At 66.2% G+C, this 13,336-nt stretch carries 18 protein-coding genes; 8 read left to right on the forward strand and 10 right to left on the reverse strand.

From position 1 onward, the window contains the following. The 4 genes from GLO27_RS18830 to GLO27_RS18845 all read left to right on the forward strand — a co-directional run. The coding region (locus GLO27_RS18830) for a hypothetical protein (protein WP_208323984.1) at positions 1 to 489 on the forward strand (489 nt) is incomplete at its 5' end. After that, positions 489 to 1,169 carry an N-6 DNA methylase gene (locus GLO27_RS18835; protein WP_167256455.1) on the forward strand — a complete coding sequence of 227 codons (681 nt, stop codon included), beginning with the start codon at positions 489 to 491 and terminating at the stop codon, positions 1,167 to 1,169. The genes GLO27_RS18830 and GLO27_RS18835, both read left to right, overlap by 1 nt. Before the next feature lie 87 nt (positions 1,170 to 1,256). Further along, positions 1,257 to 2,174 (forward strand): DNA-processing protein DprA, encoded by a 918-nt coding sequence (dprA, locus tag GLO27_RS18840; RefSeq protein ID WP_167256457.1) that lies wholly within the window; start codon positions 1,257 to 1,259, stop codon positions 2,172 to 2,174. 279 nt (positions 2,175 to 2,453) lie between these two features. Beyond that, positions 2,454 to 3,173, forward strand: a complete 720-nt coding sequence (locus GLO27_RS18845; protein ID WP_167256459.1) for a hypothetical protein — start codon at positions 2,454 to 2,456, stop codon at positions 3,171 to 3,173. A gap of 11 nt (positions 3,174 to 3,184) precedes the next feature. On the opposite strand, the gene GLO27_RS18850 is transcribed toward GLO27_RS18845, so the two are convergent. From GLO27_RS18850 to GLO27_RS18860, 3 genes are all read right to left on the reverse strand, one after another. Beyond that, complete coding sequence (locus GLO27_RS18850) at positions 3,185 to 4,063, reverse strand: hypothetical protein (protein ID WP_167256461.1); 879 nt, start codon at positions 4,061 to 4,063, stop codon at positions 3,185 to 3,187. 274 nt (positions 4,064 to 4,337) lie between these two features. Next, positions 4,338 to 4,634 (reverse strand): hypothetical protein, encoded by a 297-nt coding sequence (locus tag GLO27_RS18855; RefSeq protein ID WP_167256463.1) that lies wholly within the window; start codon positions 4,632 to 4,634, stop codon positions 4,338 to 4,340. Positions 4,635 to 5,477: 843 nt separating this feature from the next. Continuing rightward, the gene (locus tag GLO27_RS18860; RefSeq protein ID WP_167256465.1) at positions 5,478 to 5,807 is read right to left on the reverse strand and encodes a hypothetical protein; all 330 of its coding nucleotides are present in this window, start codon (positions 5,805 to 5,807) and stop codon (positions 5,478 to 5,480) included. Between the two features lie 213 nt (positions 5,808 to 6,020). Between GLO27_RS18860 and GLO27_RS18865 the strand changes: the two genes are divergently transcribed. From GLO27_RS18865 to GLO27_RS18875, 3 genes are read left to right on the forward strand one after another with little or no spacing between them, the layout of a single operon-like run. After that, positions 6,021 to 6,494 (forward strand): hypothetical protein, encoded by a 474-nt coding sequence (locus GLO27_RS18865; RefSeq protein WP_167256467.1) that lies wholly within the window; start codon positions 6,021 to 6,023, stop codon positions 6,492 to 6,494. Continuing rightward, complete coding sequence (locus GLO27_RS18870) at positions 6,491 to 6,742, forward strand: hypothetical protein (protein WP_167256469.1); 252 nt, start codon at positions 6,491 to 6,493, stop codon at positions 6,740 to 6,742. The genes GLO27_RS18865 and GLO27_RS18870 overlap by 4 nt, the downstream gene beginning before the upstream one ends. A gap of 56 nt (positions 6,743 to 6,798) precedes the next feature. After that, positions 6,799 to 7,251 carry a hypothetical protein gene (locus GLO27_RS18875; protein WP_167256472.1) on the forward strand — a complete coding sequence of 151 codons (453 nt, stop codon included), beginning with the start codon at positions 6,799 to 6,801 and terminating at the stop codon, positions 7,249 to 7,251. 24 nt (positions 7,252 to 7,275) lie between these two features. On the opposite strand, the gene GLO27_RS18880 is transcribed toward GLO27_RS18875, so the two are convergent. The 3 genes from GLO27_RS18880 to GLO27_RS18890 all read right to left on the reverse strand — a co-directional run bounded on the left by GLO27_RS18880 (position 7,276) and on the right by GLO27_RS18890 (position 9,323). Further along, positions 7,276 to 8,112: a hypothetical protein gene (locus tag GLO27_RS18880; protein WP_167256474.1), complete on the reverse strand. Its 837-nt coding sequence runs from the start codon at positions 8,110 to 8,112 to the stop codon at positions 7,276 to 7,278. Positions 8,113 to 8,170: 58 nt separating this feature from the next. Beyond that, a complete protein-coding gene (locus GLO27_RS18885; protein ID WP_167256476.1) occupies positions 8,171 to 8,887 on the reverse strand; it encodes an SOS response-associated peptidase in 717 nt (238 codons plus the stop codon). A gap of 112 nt (positions 8,888 to 8,999) precedes the next feature. Further along, the gene (locus tag GLO27_RS18890; protein ID WP_167256478.1) at positions 9,000 to 9,323 is read right to left on the reverse strand and encodes an Lsr2 family protein; all 324 of its coding nucleotides are present in this window, start codon (positions 9,321 to 9,323) and stop codon (positions 9,000 to 9,002) included. A gap of 69 nt (positions 9,324 to 9,392) precedes the next feature. On the opposite strand from GLO27_RS18890, the gene GLO27_RS18895 reads away from it, so the two are divergent. Continuing rightward, positions 9,393 to 10,295 carry a hypothetical protein gene (locus tag GLO27_RS18895; protein ID WP_167256480.1) on the forward strand — a complete coding sequence of 301 codons (903 nt, stop codon included), beginning with the start codon at positions 9,393 to 9,395 and terminating at the stop codon, positions 10,293 to 10,295. Between the two features lie 9 nt (positions 10,296 to 10,304). On the opposite strand, the gene GLO27_RS20175 is transcribed toward GLO27_RS18895, so the two are convergent. Genes GLO27_RS20175 through GLO27_RS18910 form a run of 4 tightly spaced genes read right to left on the reverse strand, consistent with a single transcriptional unit; the run spans position 10,305 to position 13,251 of the window. Further along, positions 10,305 to 10,436, reverse strand: coding sequence for a hypothetical protein (locus tag GLO27_RS20175; protein WP_279588035.1), 132 nt, complete (start codon positions 10,434 to 10,436; stop codon positions 10,305 to 10,307). Beyond that, positions 10,436 to 10,771 carry a hypothetical protein gene (locus GLO27_RS18900; protein WP_167256482.1) on the reverse strand — a complete coding sequence of 112 codons (336 nt, stop codon included), beginning with the start codon at positions 10,769 to 10,771 and terminating at the stop codon, positions 10,436 to 10,438. Before GLO27_RS18900 ends, GLO27_RS20175 begins: the two co-directional genes overlap by 1 nt. A gap of 27 nt (positions 10,772 to 10,798) precedes the next feature. Beyond that, positions 10,799 to 11,632, reverse strand: a complete 834-nt coding sequence (locus tag GLO27_RS18905) for a hypothetical protein (protein ID WP_167256484.1) — start codon at positions 11,630 to 11,632, stop codon at positions 10,799 to 10,801. Continuing rightward, positions 11,632 to 13,251 carry a hypothetical protein gene (locus tag GLO27_RS18910; RefSeq protein WP_167256486.1) on the reverse strand — a complete coding sequence of 540 codons (1,620 nt, stop codon included), beginning with the start codon at positions 13,249 to 13,251 and terminating at the stop codon, positions 11,632 to 11,634. Before GLO27_RS18910 ends, GLO27_RS18905 begins: the two co-directional genes overlap by 1 nt. Between the last annotated feature and the right edge of the window lie 85 nt (positions 13,252 to 13,336).

Raw genomic sequence — 13,336 nt, forward strand, 5'->3', positions numbered from 1 at the left:
GTTCACACAACAGGAACAAACGAAAGGACACACACCATAGGAATGGACATGCTGATCGCGATTGCGAAAGAGCCGAGGATGACCCCCGCTGCTAAGGCGTGGTGCGACTCCCTCGAGCTCGGGCCTGGGGGGCTCGTGAAGATCGAGCAGGGCGTGCTGCTTGCTCGGGTGTCTCGGCTGGAGATCTCGGAGTCGGATCTCGAGCACCTGGAGCACCTGCTCGAGGTGGGGGCCGAGGAGACCGCTGCTGAGCCTGCGCTGCGCGCGCTGCTCGAGCTGGCGGTGACGACGCTGGCGGAAGGTCGGCGAGATGTGTCGAGTCTCTTCCTGCACAACACCTGGTGGATGGTCAGCGGCGGCCCGTCGTGGGGTGACAGCCCGACCGACGCGTATGACTTGCTCTGTGCCGTGGATGCGATGGGCGTCACCGGCAGGGCGATGTCGGTGCGCGAGGTGAAGGCGGCGCACGCCGCGATGGTGAGCGCCTGATGTCGTCGAAGGAGATCGTGAAGCTGCTCCGCGCGAACACCGGCGAGAGGGACATGCACAGCGTCTTCAGTGACTTCTGCTCGATGAGCGCTGCAGCACTCCGCAACCGTTTCGATCCTCACGGCCACCAGGAGCGAGAGGAGCAGTACGAACAGACCCGTGAGCGCTACTCAGAGGCCCAGTGGGTGCGGTTCGCTGAGGCCCTGGCGTTGGTGGCTATCGAATTGGCCACGGAGCCGCGAGACGTGCTCGGCGAGGTCTACATGCAGCTGGAGATCGCGAGCCGTGACCAGGGGCAGTTCTTCACCCCCTACAGCGTCTGCCAACTTATGGCGGCGATGCAGGTTCCGGATGCCGCCGAGCAGTTGCAGACGCTGCCCTTCCTGACCGTCTATGAGCCTGCGTGTGGCGCCGGGGCCATGGTGATCGCCGTCGCGCAGGAACTCGCAGCCCAGGGCATCGATTGCGCCACGCAGCTGCACGTCACGGCTGACGATCTCAGCCTCACCGCGGTGCACATGAGCTACATCCAGCTCTCGCTGCTGGAGATCCCCGCCGTCGTGAACCATCGGAATTCTCTGACCCTGGAGCATTTCGACGCCTGGCCGACGGCAGCTCATGCGTTGGGCGGATGGTCGGCAAAGCTCGCCGCTCGAAGCGAGGAACTCCGCTCGGCGTAGGGGCAATCCGCACGGGGGCCTCCCAATGTCGGAGGCCCCCCGTAGTCTGTAAATGTCAGGTTCACAACTACGAGCAAGGGAAATCCGATGAAGACGAACACACTCCCCCAGACAGATGTCCTCCAGGCGCGAGCGGCCATCAGCACGATCATCGAACCGGGCGACGGCGTCGCGGGAACGCTGATCGACGCACTCGGCCCGGTCGCCGCCTACGACGCGATCACCGGGAACGGCCTCCAGGCCGCTCTGCAGGATGCCGGAGTCGGCGAGCGCACCGCGCAGGAGTCCATCTCCCGCTGGACTCCCCGCATCAGCTCCTCGGTGATCGCCCACAACCTCGCGTCCATCGAGCGAGCAAACGTGACCCTCATCGATCCCGACACGATCCCGGCGCTGTCCGACCTCGGGATGCAGCGCCCCGTCGCCCTGTACGTCCGTGGGAACGCGTCGCTCCTCACCACACCGCGCCCGATCTGCTGGGTGGGGGCCAGGGCTTCGACAGGGTACGGCGAAGCCATTACAAACGAGATCGTCTCCGACCTCGCAGAGCACCAGGTCACGATCCTCAGTGGCGCGGCCTATGGGATCGACGGGGCCGCGCACCGCGCCGCCCTCGCCACAGGCATCCCCACTGTCGCCGTTGTCGCCGGTGGGGTCGGACGCCCCTACCCGGCGGGGCACTCGGAGCTGATCGCTCGGATCGCTGAGCGCGGCGCGGTCGTCTCCGAGGTGCCCCTGGACACAGCGCCGTCGCGGTGGCGGTTCCTTTCTCGAAACAGGGTATTGGCGGCTCTCACCCGGGTGACGATCGTTTCTGAGGCGGGGTGGAGGTCGGGATCCCTGAACACGGCTGGCCATGCCGCCGCTCTCGGTCGCGGTCTCGGGGCAGTACCTGGCCCCCTGACATCTGCCGCCTCGAGTGGATGCCACCGCCTGATCCGCGAATACAACGCCGCTCTGATCACCAGCGCACGCGACGTTGTGACTCTGCTCGACGGGGAATGAGCCGTGTGGGGTCGGGGCCAGTCCCCGGCCCACACGCAGCCGCCGACTCTGCGGCGAGCGCTCACGGCGCTTGACACCACGGACGGATTTCTCCTAAGCACCCACCCCCGCGCTACCATCGCCGAAGACCACACAAGCCATCAGTAGCTCAGCGGATAGAGCGCCTTCTTGCTAAGTCGGATGTCGGGGGTTCGAATCCCTCCTGATTTTGAAAGGCCCCCGATGCCACGCGCTCGGGGGCCTTCCCTCTTCTGACACTCACGACCGAGGACAGGATCCATGCCGAAGATGCCTGACGAGATCTCCATCGATCCCGTCTCCCCGGAGTACGTCGTCACGGTCGCCCGCGCGGTGCTCGCCGTCGACCACCAGGACATCCGAACCACCCCCGTCGGACGTACCGTCATCGGCTGGGTGCTCGCCGCCCATGACCAGATCCTCGCGGTCGGAGAGTTGACGCGAGACGGACGCAAGAGCGCCACCGGGCCGAACACCCGCACGGTGATGGAGATCTCCCTGCGCCTGATGTGGCTGCTCGGCCTCGACGACCGGGCAGCAGGGCTTCGCGCCCAGTTCGACACCGAAGCTCAGTACGCGAACAAGCACCCCAAAAACCTCCGGGAGATGGGCCTGCCCGTCACCATCATCGAGACCACGCCGGAGATCGACCTCGAGCAGTTCGGCCCTCTCGACACAGCCCTCATCGGTGTAGCTCGCGCCGTCCTCAACTTCTCCAAGCAGACCAAGGACGCGGGCGGCTTCTACGACCAGTGGTGGACGGCAACGCAGTTCTCACACGCGACTGCAGCACTGGCTGACGCCTACGCGCCCGTGTCCGCGTTCGGTGTCTTCACCACGACTGACGAGCCGATCGACTGGTCAGGGCACCTCAACGCGATCTCGATGGTCATCTGCGCCGTCGCGGGGCAGATCCTCATGGAAGAGGGACTCTCCCCCGACACGGCGCGGATCTTCTTCAACGCGTCAGCATCGGCCTAGATCGACGCCAGTCACCGGCGGGTGCCGTATCGCTGTTCGACGAGCTCAATGGCCTCCTGCGTGGTGTTCCACGCGACTTCGATCGCCCGCTGTGTCACACCGAGATCGGCGCTGAAACGGGCCAGCAGAGTGCCGTCCGAGCTGCCATCAGCGATGCGCTGCATCGACGAGCTGTTCACGACACCCCCGTAGGACGGGTGAGACAGGCCGCTGAGCGCTCGCCACGTGCTCGCCGCATACTCGCCCGGCACCGCGATCCAATCGGCCCCCTCCGCGACGGTACAGACCGCCCGCACCATGTGAACCCACGGTGCCCTGCCCCTCTTCACGACGGCGTGCGGGATCGAGAACGCCTCGGAGATCTCCCGCATCTTGGCGACATCACGGGCATACCGACCGGCGATCGCCACCTCCGCACGCGACACCTCCTCAGCGTCGTAGCCGGTCATCGCCTTCACAGTCGCGACCTCCTCACGCTTGAGGTCGCGATCATGCAAGGAGTCAGACCACCTCGTGCGCAGCATCCGGGTGACGCGTTCGGTTCGTTCCTCAGGTTCGAGAAGCCATTTCACCAGGGCCGACGCCTCGAGGATCGATCGCAGGATCGGGTAGTGCGCATAGAGCGGCATCGAGAGCCGGTCGTTGGAGAACAGGAGCACCCCGAGTGCTCGCATGTTGTCAGCCGCCATCAGCAGCGTCGCGTTCACCAGATGACTGCTGGTCATCCACGCTGTCGCGATGTCGTCGCCCGCCACATCAGAGCCCAGCGCAGGCACAGCGGGCAACCGCTCGTAGCGCGCGAGGACAATCGGCGCTTGTTCAAGTCGTCGACGGATCTCCGCAGCTTGAACCAGCTCCTCCTCGTCGGTGACCTCCACCGGTTCCGCCATCACGACCTCGTCTCTCTGCTCCCCACCGTAGGGGCGCACCGGCCAGAATTAAGCCCACAAATCGCACCTAGCGTCGTAGACATGGACACACCACTTCCGACCGCTCTTAGACTCCGCGCCATGCCGACAATCTGGATCTTCCCCGACCATCTCGACGACGCAGCCCTCGACCGCCCCATCGCGGTGAAATGGCTCCCGTCCATCGATGCGGCAGCCCCGCTGGCGGCAGCGGCGTGATCTGGACACCCGCTTGCGCTCGCCGCAGTACCGCGCCCTAGTCGTCGGTGTCGTCAGCTGCAGGCAGGAACAGCCCCGGCGGCATTACGTGCAGTTCGCCGTGCTGGTAGACCACCAGGTCGTTCAGTTTCAGTTTCAGCTCTCTGCCGCCGTCACCGTCTTCGTTGCCGTCGAATTCCAGCGTTTGCATCGCAGGATCGAATGTGGCGTTGATTTGCGGGCGATACTTCCGCACGAACTGAATGACGTCGTCGCGGCTCTCTGGGCCGGTGAATTGCACGGATTCCCGCGGGCGTTCCATCCGCTGCAATCGGGGCATGTCGAACCGGTCCATGGCACTCCTTCGTCGATATCTACGTCGACCGTATCCCGCCGCCGCAGCGCAGCTCGATGCGCAGCGGGACATCGTTACGCTGGCGTGGTGATCGGACGTGCGCGTGGGTAGGGAGTCGACTCGGCGCGGTGGCGAGATCTTCCGGGGCTGGTGTGGACACATGCTGCTGCGTATGGCGGTGCGAGCGTGGACTTCTTCCGGGGCGTGAGCGAGGAGATCCGAACCGACGAGGTGCCGAGGAGCGTGCGAGCTCTGCGCTGCTTGCGGCGGTCGCGATGGTGCCGCTGTCGTTTGTGCTCGTGGCGACCGCTCATCTCAGGGGCGGTGTGCACGGGGCTCGTGATCGGCGATCGCTCGTCATCGCGGTGCGTCACTCTCGTGCCCGCGCGTTGGGTGCGCTGCTGCTCGTTTTCACGATCATCGTCCTCGTGGTGTGCGCGGCGTTCATCCTGGTCGTCGTACTCGCAATCACGACGCGATCAGGCGAGCTGCTCACGGTCACGATGTGGGTAGGCAACGTGCTCTTCTGGGCGCTCATCGTGAGCGTTGTCGCCGGTGGGGCGCTGCAGGTAGTGCCGGCTCTGCTGAGCTCGTCTGCGACGACGTCGATCGGCGACGAGACCCCCGACGGTGACCGCTGGGTTATCGAGTCGCTCGCTGCGCGCACCGCCGCCGACGGAGCGGCAGCCTTCCTCCTGGCCGCGCGGACACTGCGAGCATTCCCGCCGGGCAGGTGCTCGCCGCGGGAGCCCGCACGGACGCTCTCCGGGACGGATACGAGCGCCTGGGGTTCACCGCCGGCGAAGAGAATCGCGTCTACCTCGAGACCTGACGGGATCCGGCCTACCCTGCCGCTTGAAGCTGCAGCCAGCCGATCACCGTGGCGGCGATCGTGGCGACGCCTACGGCCGCTGCGCCGATGCGGCGTCCTGTCGTCCAGAACCGGCCCTCTGGTTCGCTGTCTTCGCCCGTGGATGCGACCCCGCCGTCCGTGGCTTGGGCGAAGTTCACGCGGTTGTTCTTGCCGTGGATGACGATGCTGACCGCTCTGCTGGCGTCTGCGGGCGCGGAGAGGGCTGCGCCGGCAGGGGTGACGGCACGGAGCTCGCCGAGCATCTGGGCCATCCGGGTTCGCACCTGGTCGAGGATCCCCGTGACTGACGCGGTGCTCACGGCCCAGTAGATCGAGGTGACCTTCTGATCGCGGCGCCCGGGACCCCGGCCACCGCCGACCCAGCGCTCATCGCCTACTGGCTCACCCAGCGCGCCGAGCAGCTCGGCAGCCCCGCAGCAGCTAAGGCCAACGAACCTCTCTCCGCCTGAGCGCCCCGGGGGCCTGGCGGATCACCCCAGGCTCCCGGGTACCAACCCGTGAAGGGAACAGCCATGAGCATCAGCGCATCACGCGTCGTCTACATCGGCCGGCGACTCCTCACCGGACAGAAGATCGCCTACTGGTACCGAGAGCTCGACGCCAGCGACACCCTCGGCGCCGCCAAGGGTGCATTCCAGCCGTACCAGGCGGGTCTCCCCGTGGGCGCCATCCTCCAGATCCGTCAGCCCGCCGATGACCCCACCAAGATCCTCATGAACGGCCCCAACGCGCCCCGCGTGGTCGGCTCCTGGCCGCACTCCGCCGATATCGAGACTTGGCGACTCGACGACCTCGCCGACGCGCAGGCCGCACGCACCGCCCAGCGCGCCCAGAACGCACTCCAGGGCATCCCCGATACCTTCGAACAGGCCCTCGACACCCTCGCCGCCCACTTCACCCGTCTCACCGCCACGCAGAAGGCGGCACTGCTCCCCCTCGTCCAAGCCCGTATCCTCAGCCACTCCTCACGAGAAGAACCAGCGTGACCGCACCCGCCGCCGACCCGCGCATCGCCGAACTCCTCGAGGCGATCGCCGACACCGCCCCTGGGCACACGACAACCTGGATCAGCCGCGGCATCGAAGTGACCGTCTACGGCCAGCGCCGCTACGAACTCCACACCCCCACCCCGTGGGCCGTCATCACCATCGCCGGGCGGATCCGCGCTATCCGCAGCTGGCAACAGCTCCTCGACCATGTCGACGAGCTCGCCGCGTCGACGTCGCCCGAATGAATATCGGCGATGTCCCCCACTCCCTTTACGATCGCCGCTGACGAGAGGCACACCTGATGAGCAGCATTGATATCTCCCAGTACGTCTTCATGGCCGCGGTGATCGTGTCCCTGATCCCGGCGTTCTGCGCGATCCTGGGCGGCTGGATGCAGTCCTCCTCCGCCACGCTGCAGCGCCGCGGCTCGATAGCCATGCTCATCACGATCATTGCGTTGGGTGTCACGCTCCTCGTCTCAGCGATCGGACGAGCCATCGAAGGCAGCTACCTCATCGCGGGCGCGCTCGGCCTCGGCGTCGTCCTGATGGTCCTCGCCGGAGCGATGTCACGCACCAACCTGCAGATCGTGAACCACCGCGTTACAACCGGTGAATCCCTCGAGCTCACAACAGAGCAGCGCCGCCGCTACCGGCTGCTCGGATGGGCCATGACGGCCCTGTGCGTCGTCATCATCGCCCTCATCATCACGAACGTCGTCCTCGGCGTCGCCGGCGTCCTGGACGCCGCCTGACCCACACCAGACGACCAGGGTGCCCTACGGTGCTGTCGGTCGCGCTCGCCGCAGTCGTGGGTTGAACGCGAGGGCGTCGATTTCGACGCGCAGGTGGGGGCGGTCACTGTCGGGGACGGTGTACTTGCCGAAGGCGATGGCGTGGCGTCCCACGAGGTTGGTGCTGCCGTCGATGCCGAGGCGGCTCATGTTCGTCTTGTCGACGAGGATCGCGACGTCGTCCGCTGCGCGCTTCAGTTTCAGGATCAGGCTGCCGTAACCGCTGGTTCGGACCTCTTTCACCAGCCCCCAGAGGATGATCCATCTGTCCGTGTAGGTCGCTTTGTCCGCGCTGGCTGCTTCGACGATGAGGGAGGATGCAAGCTCCGGCGGTCGCGTCCCGATGACGAGCTCGAGGCTTGCGGGGATCTTCTTCGCGATGATGTTCAGCAGCAGCGTGGAGAACGATTTGTCGTCGGCGGTGTCTTCGAGCCCGTTCGCGGGGTTTGCTCGCCGTCGACGAGTCTTGTTCCCGGCCGCGTTGTCGTCGGGACGATGCCGCCCGTCAGGGCCTTGGGACTGTCCTGATTCGCCGAGTCGCATCTTCCAGCGGACAGGCCGCAAGCCCTGGTCGACCTGGTGGCCGGCGTCGCCGGGCTGATCCTCGGAGTGCTCAGAGCTGCTATCGCAACCGGGCGCGTGCCGAGCGGCGAAGTGCGCCGCCATCACCTTGCTGTTGAGGGCCTTGATCTGGACCTTAGCGCCGCACTCGTCGCCCCCAGGCAGCTCCCCGGGGCACCATAACGCTGGGGGCGATGCCTGGCCTCGGATCATCTCGATGGTGACGAGATCTCCAGCATCATTTCTCGCGATGTCCATCACGAACCCCCTCCGTCGCTACTGGTGTGTTGCCCTCACCATAGCGACGGAGCCGAGCCGGTCATGCGGGCAGCGGAGTGATGAGTTGTCGCCCGTTGTCGCTGACCTTGAAGGGGGCAACTTGGTCGAAGGTGAGGCTGGATGCTTCCGCGACGCCGGCGCGGACTGCTTCGTCGACGAGCTCCTGGGTTCCCACAATGGTCGGGTCCATCCAGTGCAGCCACATGTGTTGCGGGAGGATCACGGGGTTGCGATCGTGAATCCCCTCGAGCGTTTCGACCGCATCCGACGTGAGGATCGTTGCTGTGAGCTTCCATCGGTCGGGGTCGTCTTCCGCGGCGGTGCGATCGACCCACCAGCTGTAGAGGCCCGCGAACCCGAGCAGCTGTCCTTCTGGGTGGTGGATGAACCACGGCTGCTTGGATCCGCGCTCTCCCGTCCATTCGAAGAACCCGTGCGCGGGGATGATCGCGCGGTGGGACTGAACGGGCTTTCGCCAGGTGTTCTTCTCGAGGATGCCCTCGGCCTTCGCGTTGTGCGTGGCGAACTTGACCTTGAGTTCTTTCGACCAGGACGGCACCAGCGACCACCGCGCTCGCTCGAACCGGGGCTCTCCCGATTTCGCCGAATCGAGCAGGATCGGGATGTCCTGCGTGGGAGCGATGTTGTAGCTGGATTCCCAATCCGGCGACCACTCATCCGGGCGCCGGCCTGTTTCCGTGACGAACTCAGTGATCTGCTCGTTGACGGAATCTGAAAGAGCGAAGCGGCCGCACATGCCTCGCAGGCTAGTACAGGCCACAGACGCCGCGCACAGCGCGATCAGCGCCCCGGACGGCTCATTGTGTGCGGAGGAGGCGAGGTAGAGCGTCACGGGCTCGCTGGAGGGCCTAGCGGGCGTTGTACGCCTTCTCGACGTCGGCGGAGATCCGGCCGCGATCTGCGACCTCGTATCCGTTCTCCCGCGCCCAGGCGCGGATCGCATCGAGATCCCTGCTCGAGCTGCGTCGACGAGGAGTCTCAGATCCGCCCTGCCGACGACCGGCCTTGACGAACGGAGCAAGCGCCTCCTGCAGCGCGGCCGCGTTCTCCGCACTCAGGTCGATCTCGTAGGCCTTGCCATCGAGACCGAACCTGACCGTCTCGCCCTGACCGTCTTCGAGCTGTGTCCCATCGAGGTCGTCGACGAGCTGGTGAATGATCCTTCGAGCCATGCGCACACCCTATCGGCGCACCCTCGCCCCATCACGGCGGCGACACACGCCGGGGAGTACCGTGCCGACATGAGCGAACCGCAGCAGGAAAAGGGATCCCTCGCCGCCATGGCGATCTTCTCCCTCACTCCCGACCCCTCCAAGGTGATCAAGACGCCCCGCGACATCCACATCGCCGACGTCGCGAGAGAAGTGCAGATGACCGCCGTGCACGCACCGCTGGCAGCGATCAGCACCCAATGGAATGGTGCCCGCTGGGCGACCGATCGTGTCACCGAGATCATGGGCCGCATGGGCGCTACCGGCGAGCAGATCGCCCTCGCGCTCGCCGCGAGCCGGGACGCCCGGCGGTGGCCGACGGAGCGCGAGCCTGGGGTGCCGGCGCCGCCCGAGGAGGTGATGGCCGTTCGAGCTCACGCGGAGATGGTGACGTATTGGGCGCTGGGTGCAGCTCATGGGCTGGGGAACGTCCTGTTGCGGATGCTGTGGCTGCATACAGACGCGCGACCGATCATCGAAGACGCCTACTCGAAGGCGAAGTCGTTCCCTCCGTTCTCGGAGGATCGCAACGCCTGGGAAGCGCTCGGATCCCGGCTCATCACGAACGCGCAGAAGGCGGCGAGCGCTGCGGGGCCGTCGCCGGTAGATGAGATCGTGGCTGCGCTCGATGATCTGGTGAAGGATCCTCGGTGGGATGGGCTGATGCAGATCCGTGGGGTGAACTTCCATCAGTGGCGGCCGCAGACTGTGGGCGGGGGCACGCCGAAGCACTCGATGGTGACGCAGGATGCCGCTGGACGCGACATGATCACGGTCGGCACGAGGCCGACGAACGTGGCGCCGGATCACGAGTTGGCGATCGCGGCCGCAGATGCTGGTTTGGACGCTCTCGTCGAGGCCGCGAGCCGGGTGGATCAGAACGTCTTCGCGGGGCTCAACGGCATGGTCCAGGTGGAGATCTTCGGAACCTGAGCGCGGTTTTCACTCATCGGCTTGTTCGGGCTCGAGGTCTGCTGCCTGCTCGTGCGCGAGGAGATCTGCGGAGTACTCGTCGAGCCCTTGATCGAGGAGCTGCTCGTAGAGCTCTTGCTCGAGCGTTGATCGGCGACCCATCAGCGGCGTCGCTGGCGTTTTCCGCCCCAGAACGCGCGCACTGCCATGGTGATTGCTTCGTCTTTGGTGAGGCGATCGCCGCGGGCTGCAGCTTCGTCGCGTGCTTGGTCGATGTACTCAATGACGTCTGGGGGTAGCCGGTAGGTCACGGGCTTCTTCTCGATGCGCTGGACGTTGTAGGGGCCGCGCTTCTTGCCGACGCGGGGCGAGACGGGGGTTTCCTCGGTCGTCTCGTCGATAGGTTCGACCGCCTCGACTTCTTCGGGGCGAGGGACGGGCTTGAGGGGTGCTCGACGCTTGGGCTTGTCTGCTCCTGCAGCTCCGGTGCTAGCCATGTGCATCCCCTCCTTTCGCGATGGTCATCATTCGGCCCCTCGTCGTCCGCCGCGGCGGCGCTGCTTGGAGGCTTCGAGCTGCGCCTTCTGCTTGGCGCGTTGCTTCTCGGCCTCGGTGAGAGTTCGTGTGCGGCGGGTGCGACCGGCTGCGGATTCGCGCTGGTACGCCTCCGTCTTCGGGACGGTGACGACGTTGAGTGTGACGCCGGTGATCGGCACGTCGGTGGTGTCGAGGTTCACGTAGCGGTTGCCGGCTTCTCGTGCGAGCCAGCCGAGGGTGTCGCCGCCGTCTTCCTTGATGCGCTTGAGCATCGTGGAGGCGTTGTAGGTGTTCACTTCCATGCGTCGACCGTTGGCGAAGGTCACGCGGGCGGTGATCTGCTTCTGCTTGTTCCCGGCCTGGCCCTTCGCGGCGTTGCGGACCAGCTGCACCAGCTGCTCGTTCGCGACCGTTCGGCCCTTCGCCGTCTTCCCCTTCGGGATGCGAGCTTCGATGATTCTGCCGCCCTCGGACATGAAGGCGGTGGAGATCTGTGCCCGGCCTCCCTGGCGTTCCGTGGTGTACTTCCCGCCCGGGTCTTCCGGGGTGACCATCGTCTGTTCGCCGTCCGCTGCCTTGCCGCGGATCCGCATCAGCGTGCCGTCTTTCTGGCGTCGACGCGGCGGCACCTTGGTGGCGCGGCCGGTGTTGGCGATCTCCTCGAGCGTCTCGCGGTACAGGGCGCCGGAGGTTTCGCCGTTGAGGATCTTGCGCACCATTCGGGGCGAGCGGTGAAGCTCCCCCGCCAGCTCGGTCATCGTGATGCCGCGGCCGCGGAGGATGCGCACCAGGTCTTGTGCGCTGCGCTTCTCGTCAGCCATCACGCCACCTCGCCGTCGGCGAGCGCCTCGGAGAGCCCGGCGCGTTCGGCGCGGGTCTTGAGTGCGGCGCGCTGCTTGAGGGTTTCGGGAGTCTGGAAGGTGCCGCGGGCATAGCCCTGCAGGCGGAGGCGGCCGGTCTTGCCGTCGTCGCCACCGCCGCTGTTCACCGGGAGCGACCAGGCGGGCAGCGCGGTGGTGAAGACGGCGTCACCCTGGATGCCGATGAGAGTGGAGGGGTCGAGGCGGAGCGCCCCGGAGGTGCCGTTGCCGAGGGCGCTGGGGCCGTGGAGTACTCGAGCCCGGGCGCGACCCCAGACCTGTGCGGCGAGTTCGGGGTGGTAGAAGCTCGACGTGCGGGAGTTGGGGTTGGAGGGAACGTTGAAGATCCAGAGCTTGCCCTGTCGGACGGCTGCGCTCTGGAACTCGGCGGGGATGTCGAAGAGGTTCTCTGCGACGCGGGTTTCGTCACGTCCCCCCGCGGCGAACGCTCCGATCGAGTGCAGCACGATCGAGCGGAGCGCCGCCATGACCGCCTGGCGGATGAGGGGGTGCAGCTCGCGGTTCTCGGCCACCTTCGCGCGGGCGCGGGTCATGCGCTCGGTGAAGGTGTCCAGGGGGCGGGCCTTGGTGAAGACGATCGCTTCCAGGGGGTCGATCTGCCAGCCGAACGCGCGAGCGACGTGGATCTCGGAGCCATCCGCCCAGGTGTCGGCGGTGGCGCCGGGGCGGTTCGGGTAGTACCACCCCTCGGCGACGCTCTGATGCTTCACAGCGAGCAGTCCGACGTGGTTCCAGTTCTCGGGGACGGTGAAGCGGACGTGGAACCGGGCACGAGCGTAGGGATCCTGCTCGAGCAGCTCGTAGGCGGCGGCGCGGTTGAGACGTCGGGCTGGGCCGATGCCGAGTTCGCGGCCGACGCCGGCGTACATGAACCGACCGTCGACGTAGGCGAAGGCGTTGATCTTCTTCTGCTGCTTGGAGTCGATCAGCGGGATGCAGTCCTCGTGGCGGCTGAAATTGGCGCCGGCGACAAGGTGGTCGTAGTGGTGCTGGCCGCTGGTCGCGTGGATCTCTGACGCGATGTCAGGGTCGACCGGGACCGGGTTGATGGTCTTCGGCAGGGACAGCGCCCACAGGTTCGTACCTGTGGCTGCAGGGCTGTTGAAGAGCCGTGCACGCTCATCTGCAGAGCGGATGATGGCGGCGACCGTGTCCCATGCCTCACGGGCCTGTGCGGGGCTCAGGGGGGCGTCGTCGAACCACTCCTCGGCCGTGCGGACTTCGATCTTGAAGCCCGTGCTCTCGTGCTCGAACCGGCCCGTGGGCGGGTCGCTGATCCAGTGGGAACCAGGCTTCCATCGCGGCGTCTGCACATAGAGCCAGTGCCGGATACCGGGCTGAGGCTCCGGGCGCTTGCCAGTGAGCATGATGCGGTTCGCGCCGTAGGACGCCGCGGTGTCGAGGAGGTCGGTGAGGTTCGGGTTCTTGCGGCGATCGCCGATGACCGGGCGCACAGGCGCCCCGCCCTGCGTGACACCACGGCCAGATGCCTGGTCGACCCAGATCGTCAGGATCTCCTTCGGAGTCCACGGCTTGGGGCGATAGTCGATCTCGTTCACAGCTGGGCCTCCTTTCGATCCGGCATAGAAGTTATATTAGGCAAGAAATATTGAAAATTGCAAGCATTTTTCATGCGCGCGTGCG

Source organism: Microbacterium sp. Be9 (genome assembly GCF_011754135.1).
Lineage (GTDB): Bacteria > Actinomycetota > Actinomycetes > Actinomycetales > Microbacteriaceae > Microbacterium > Microbacterium maritypicum_A.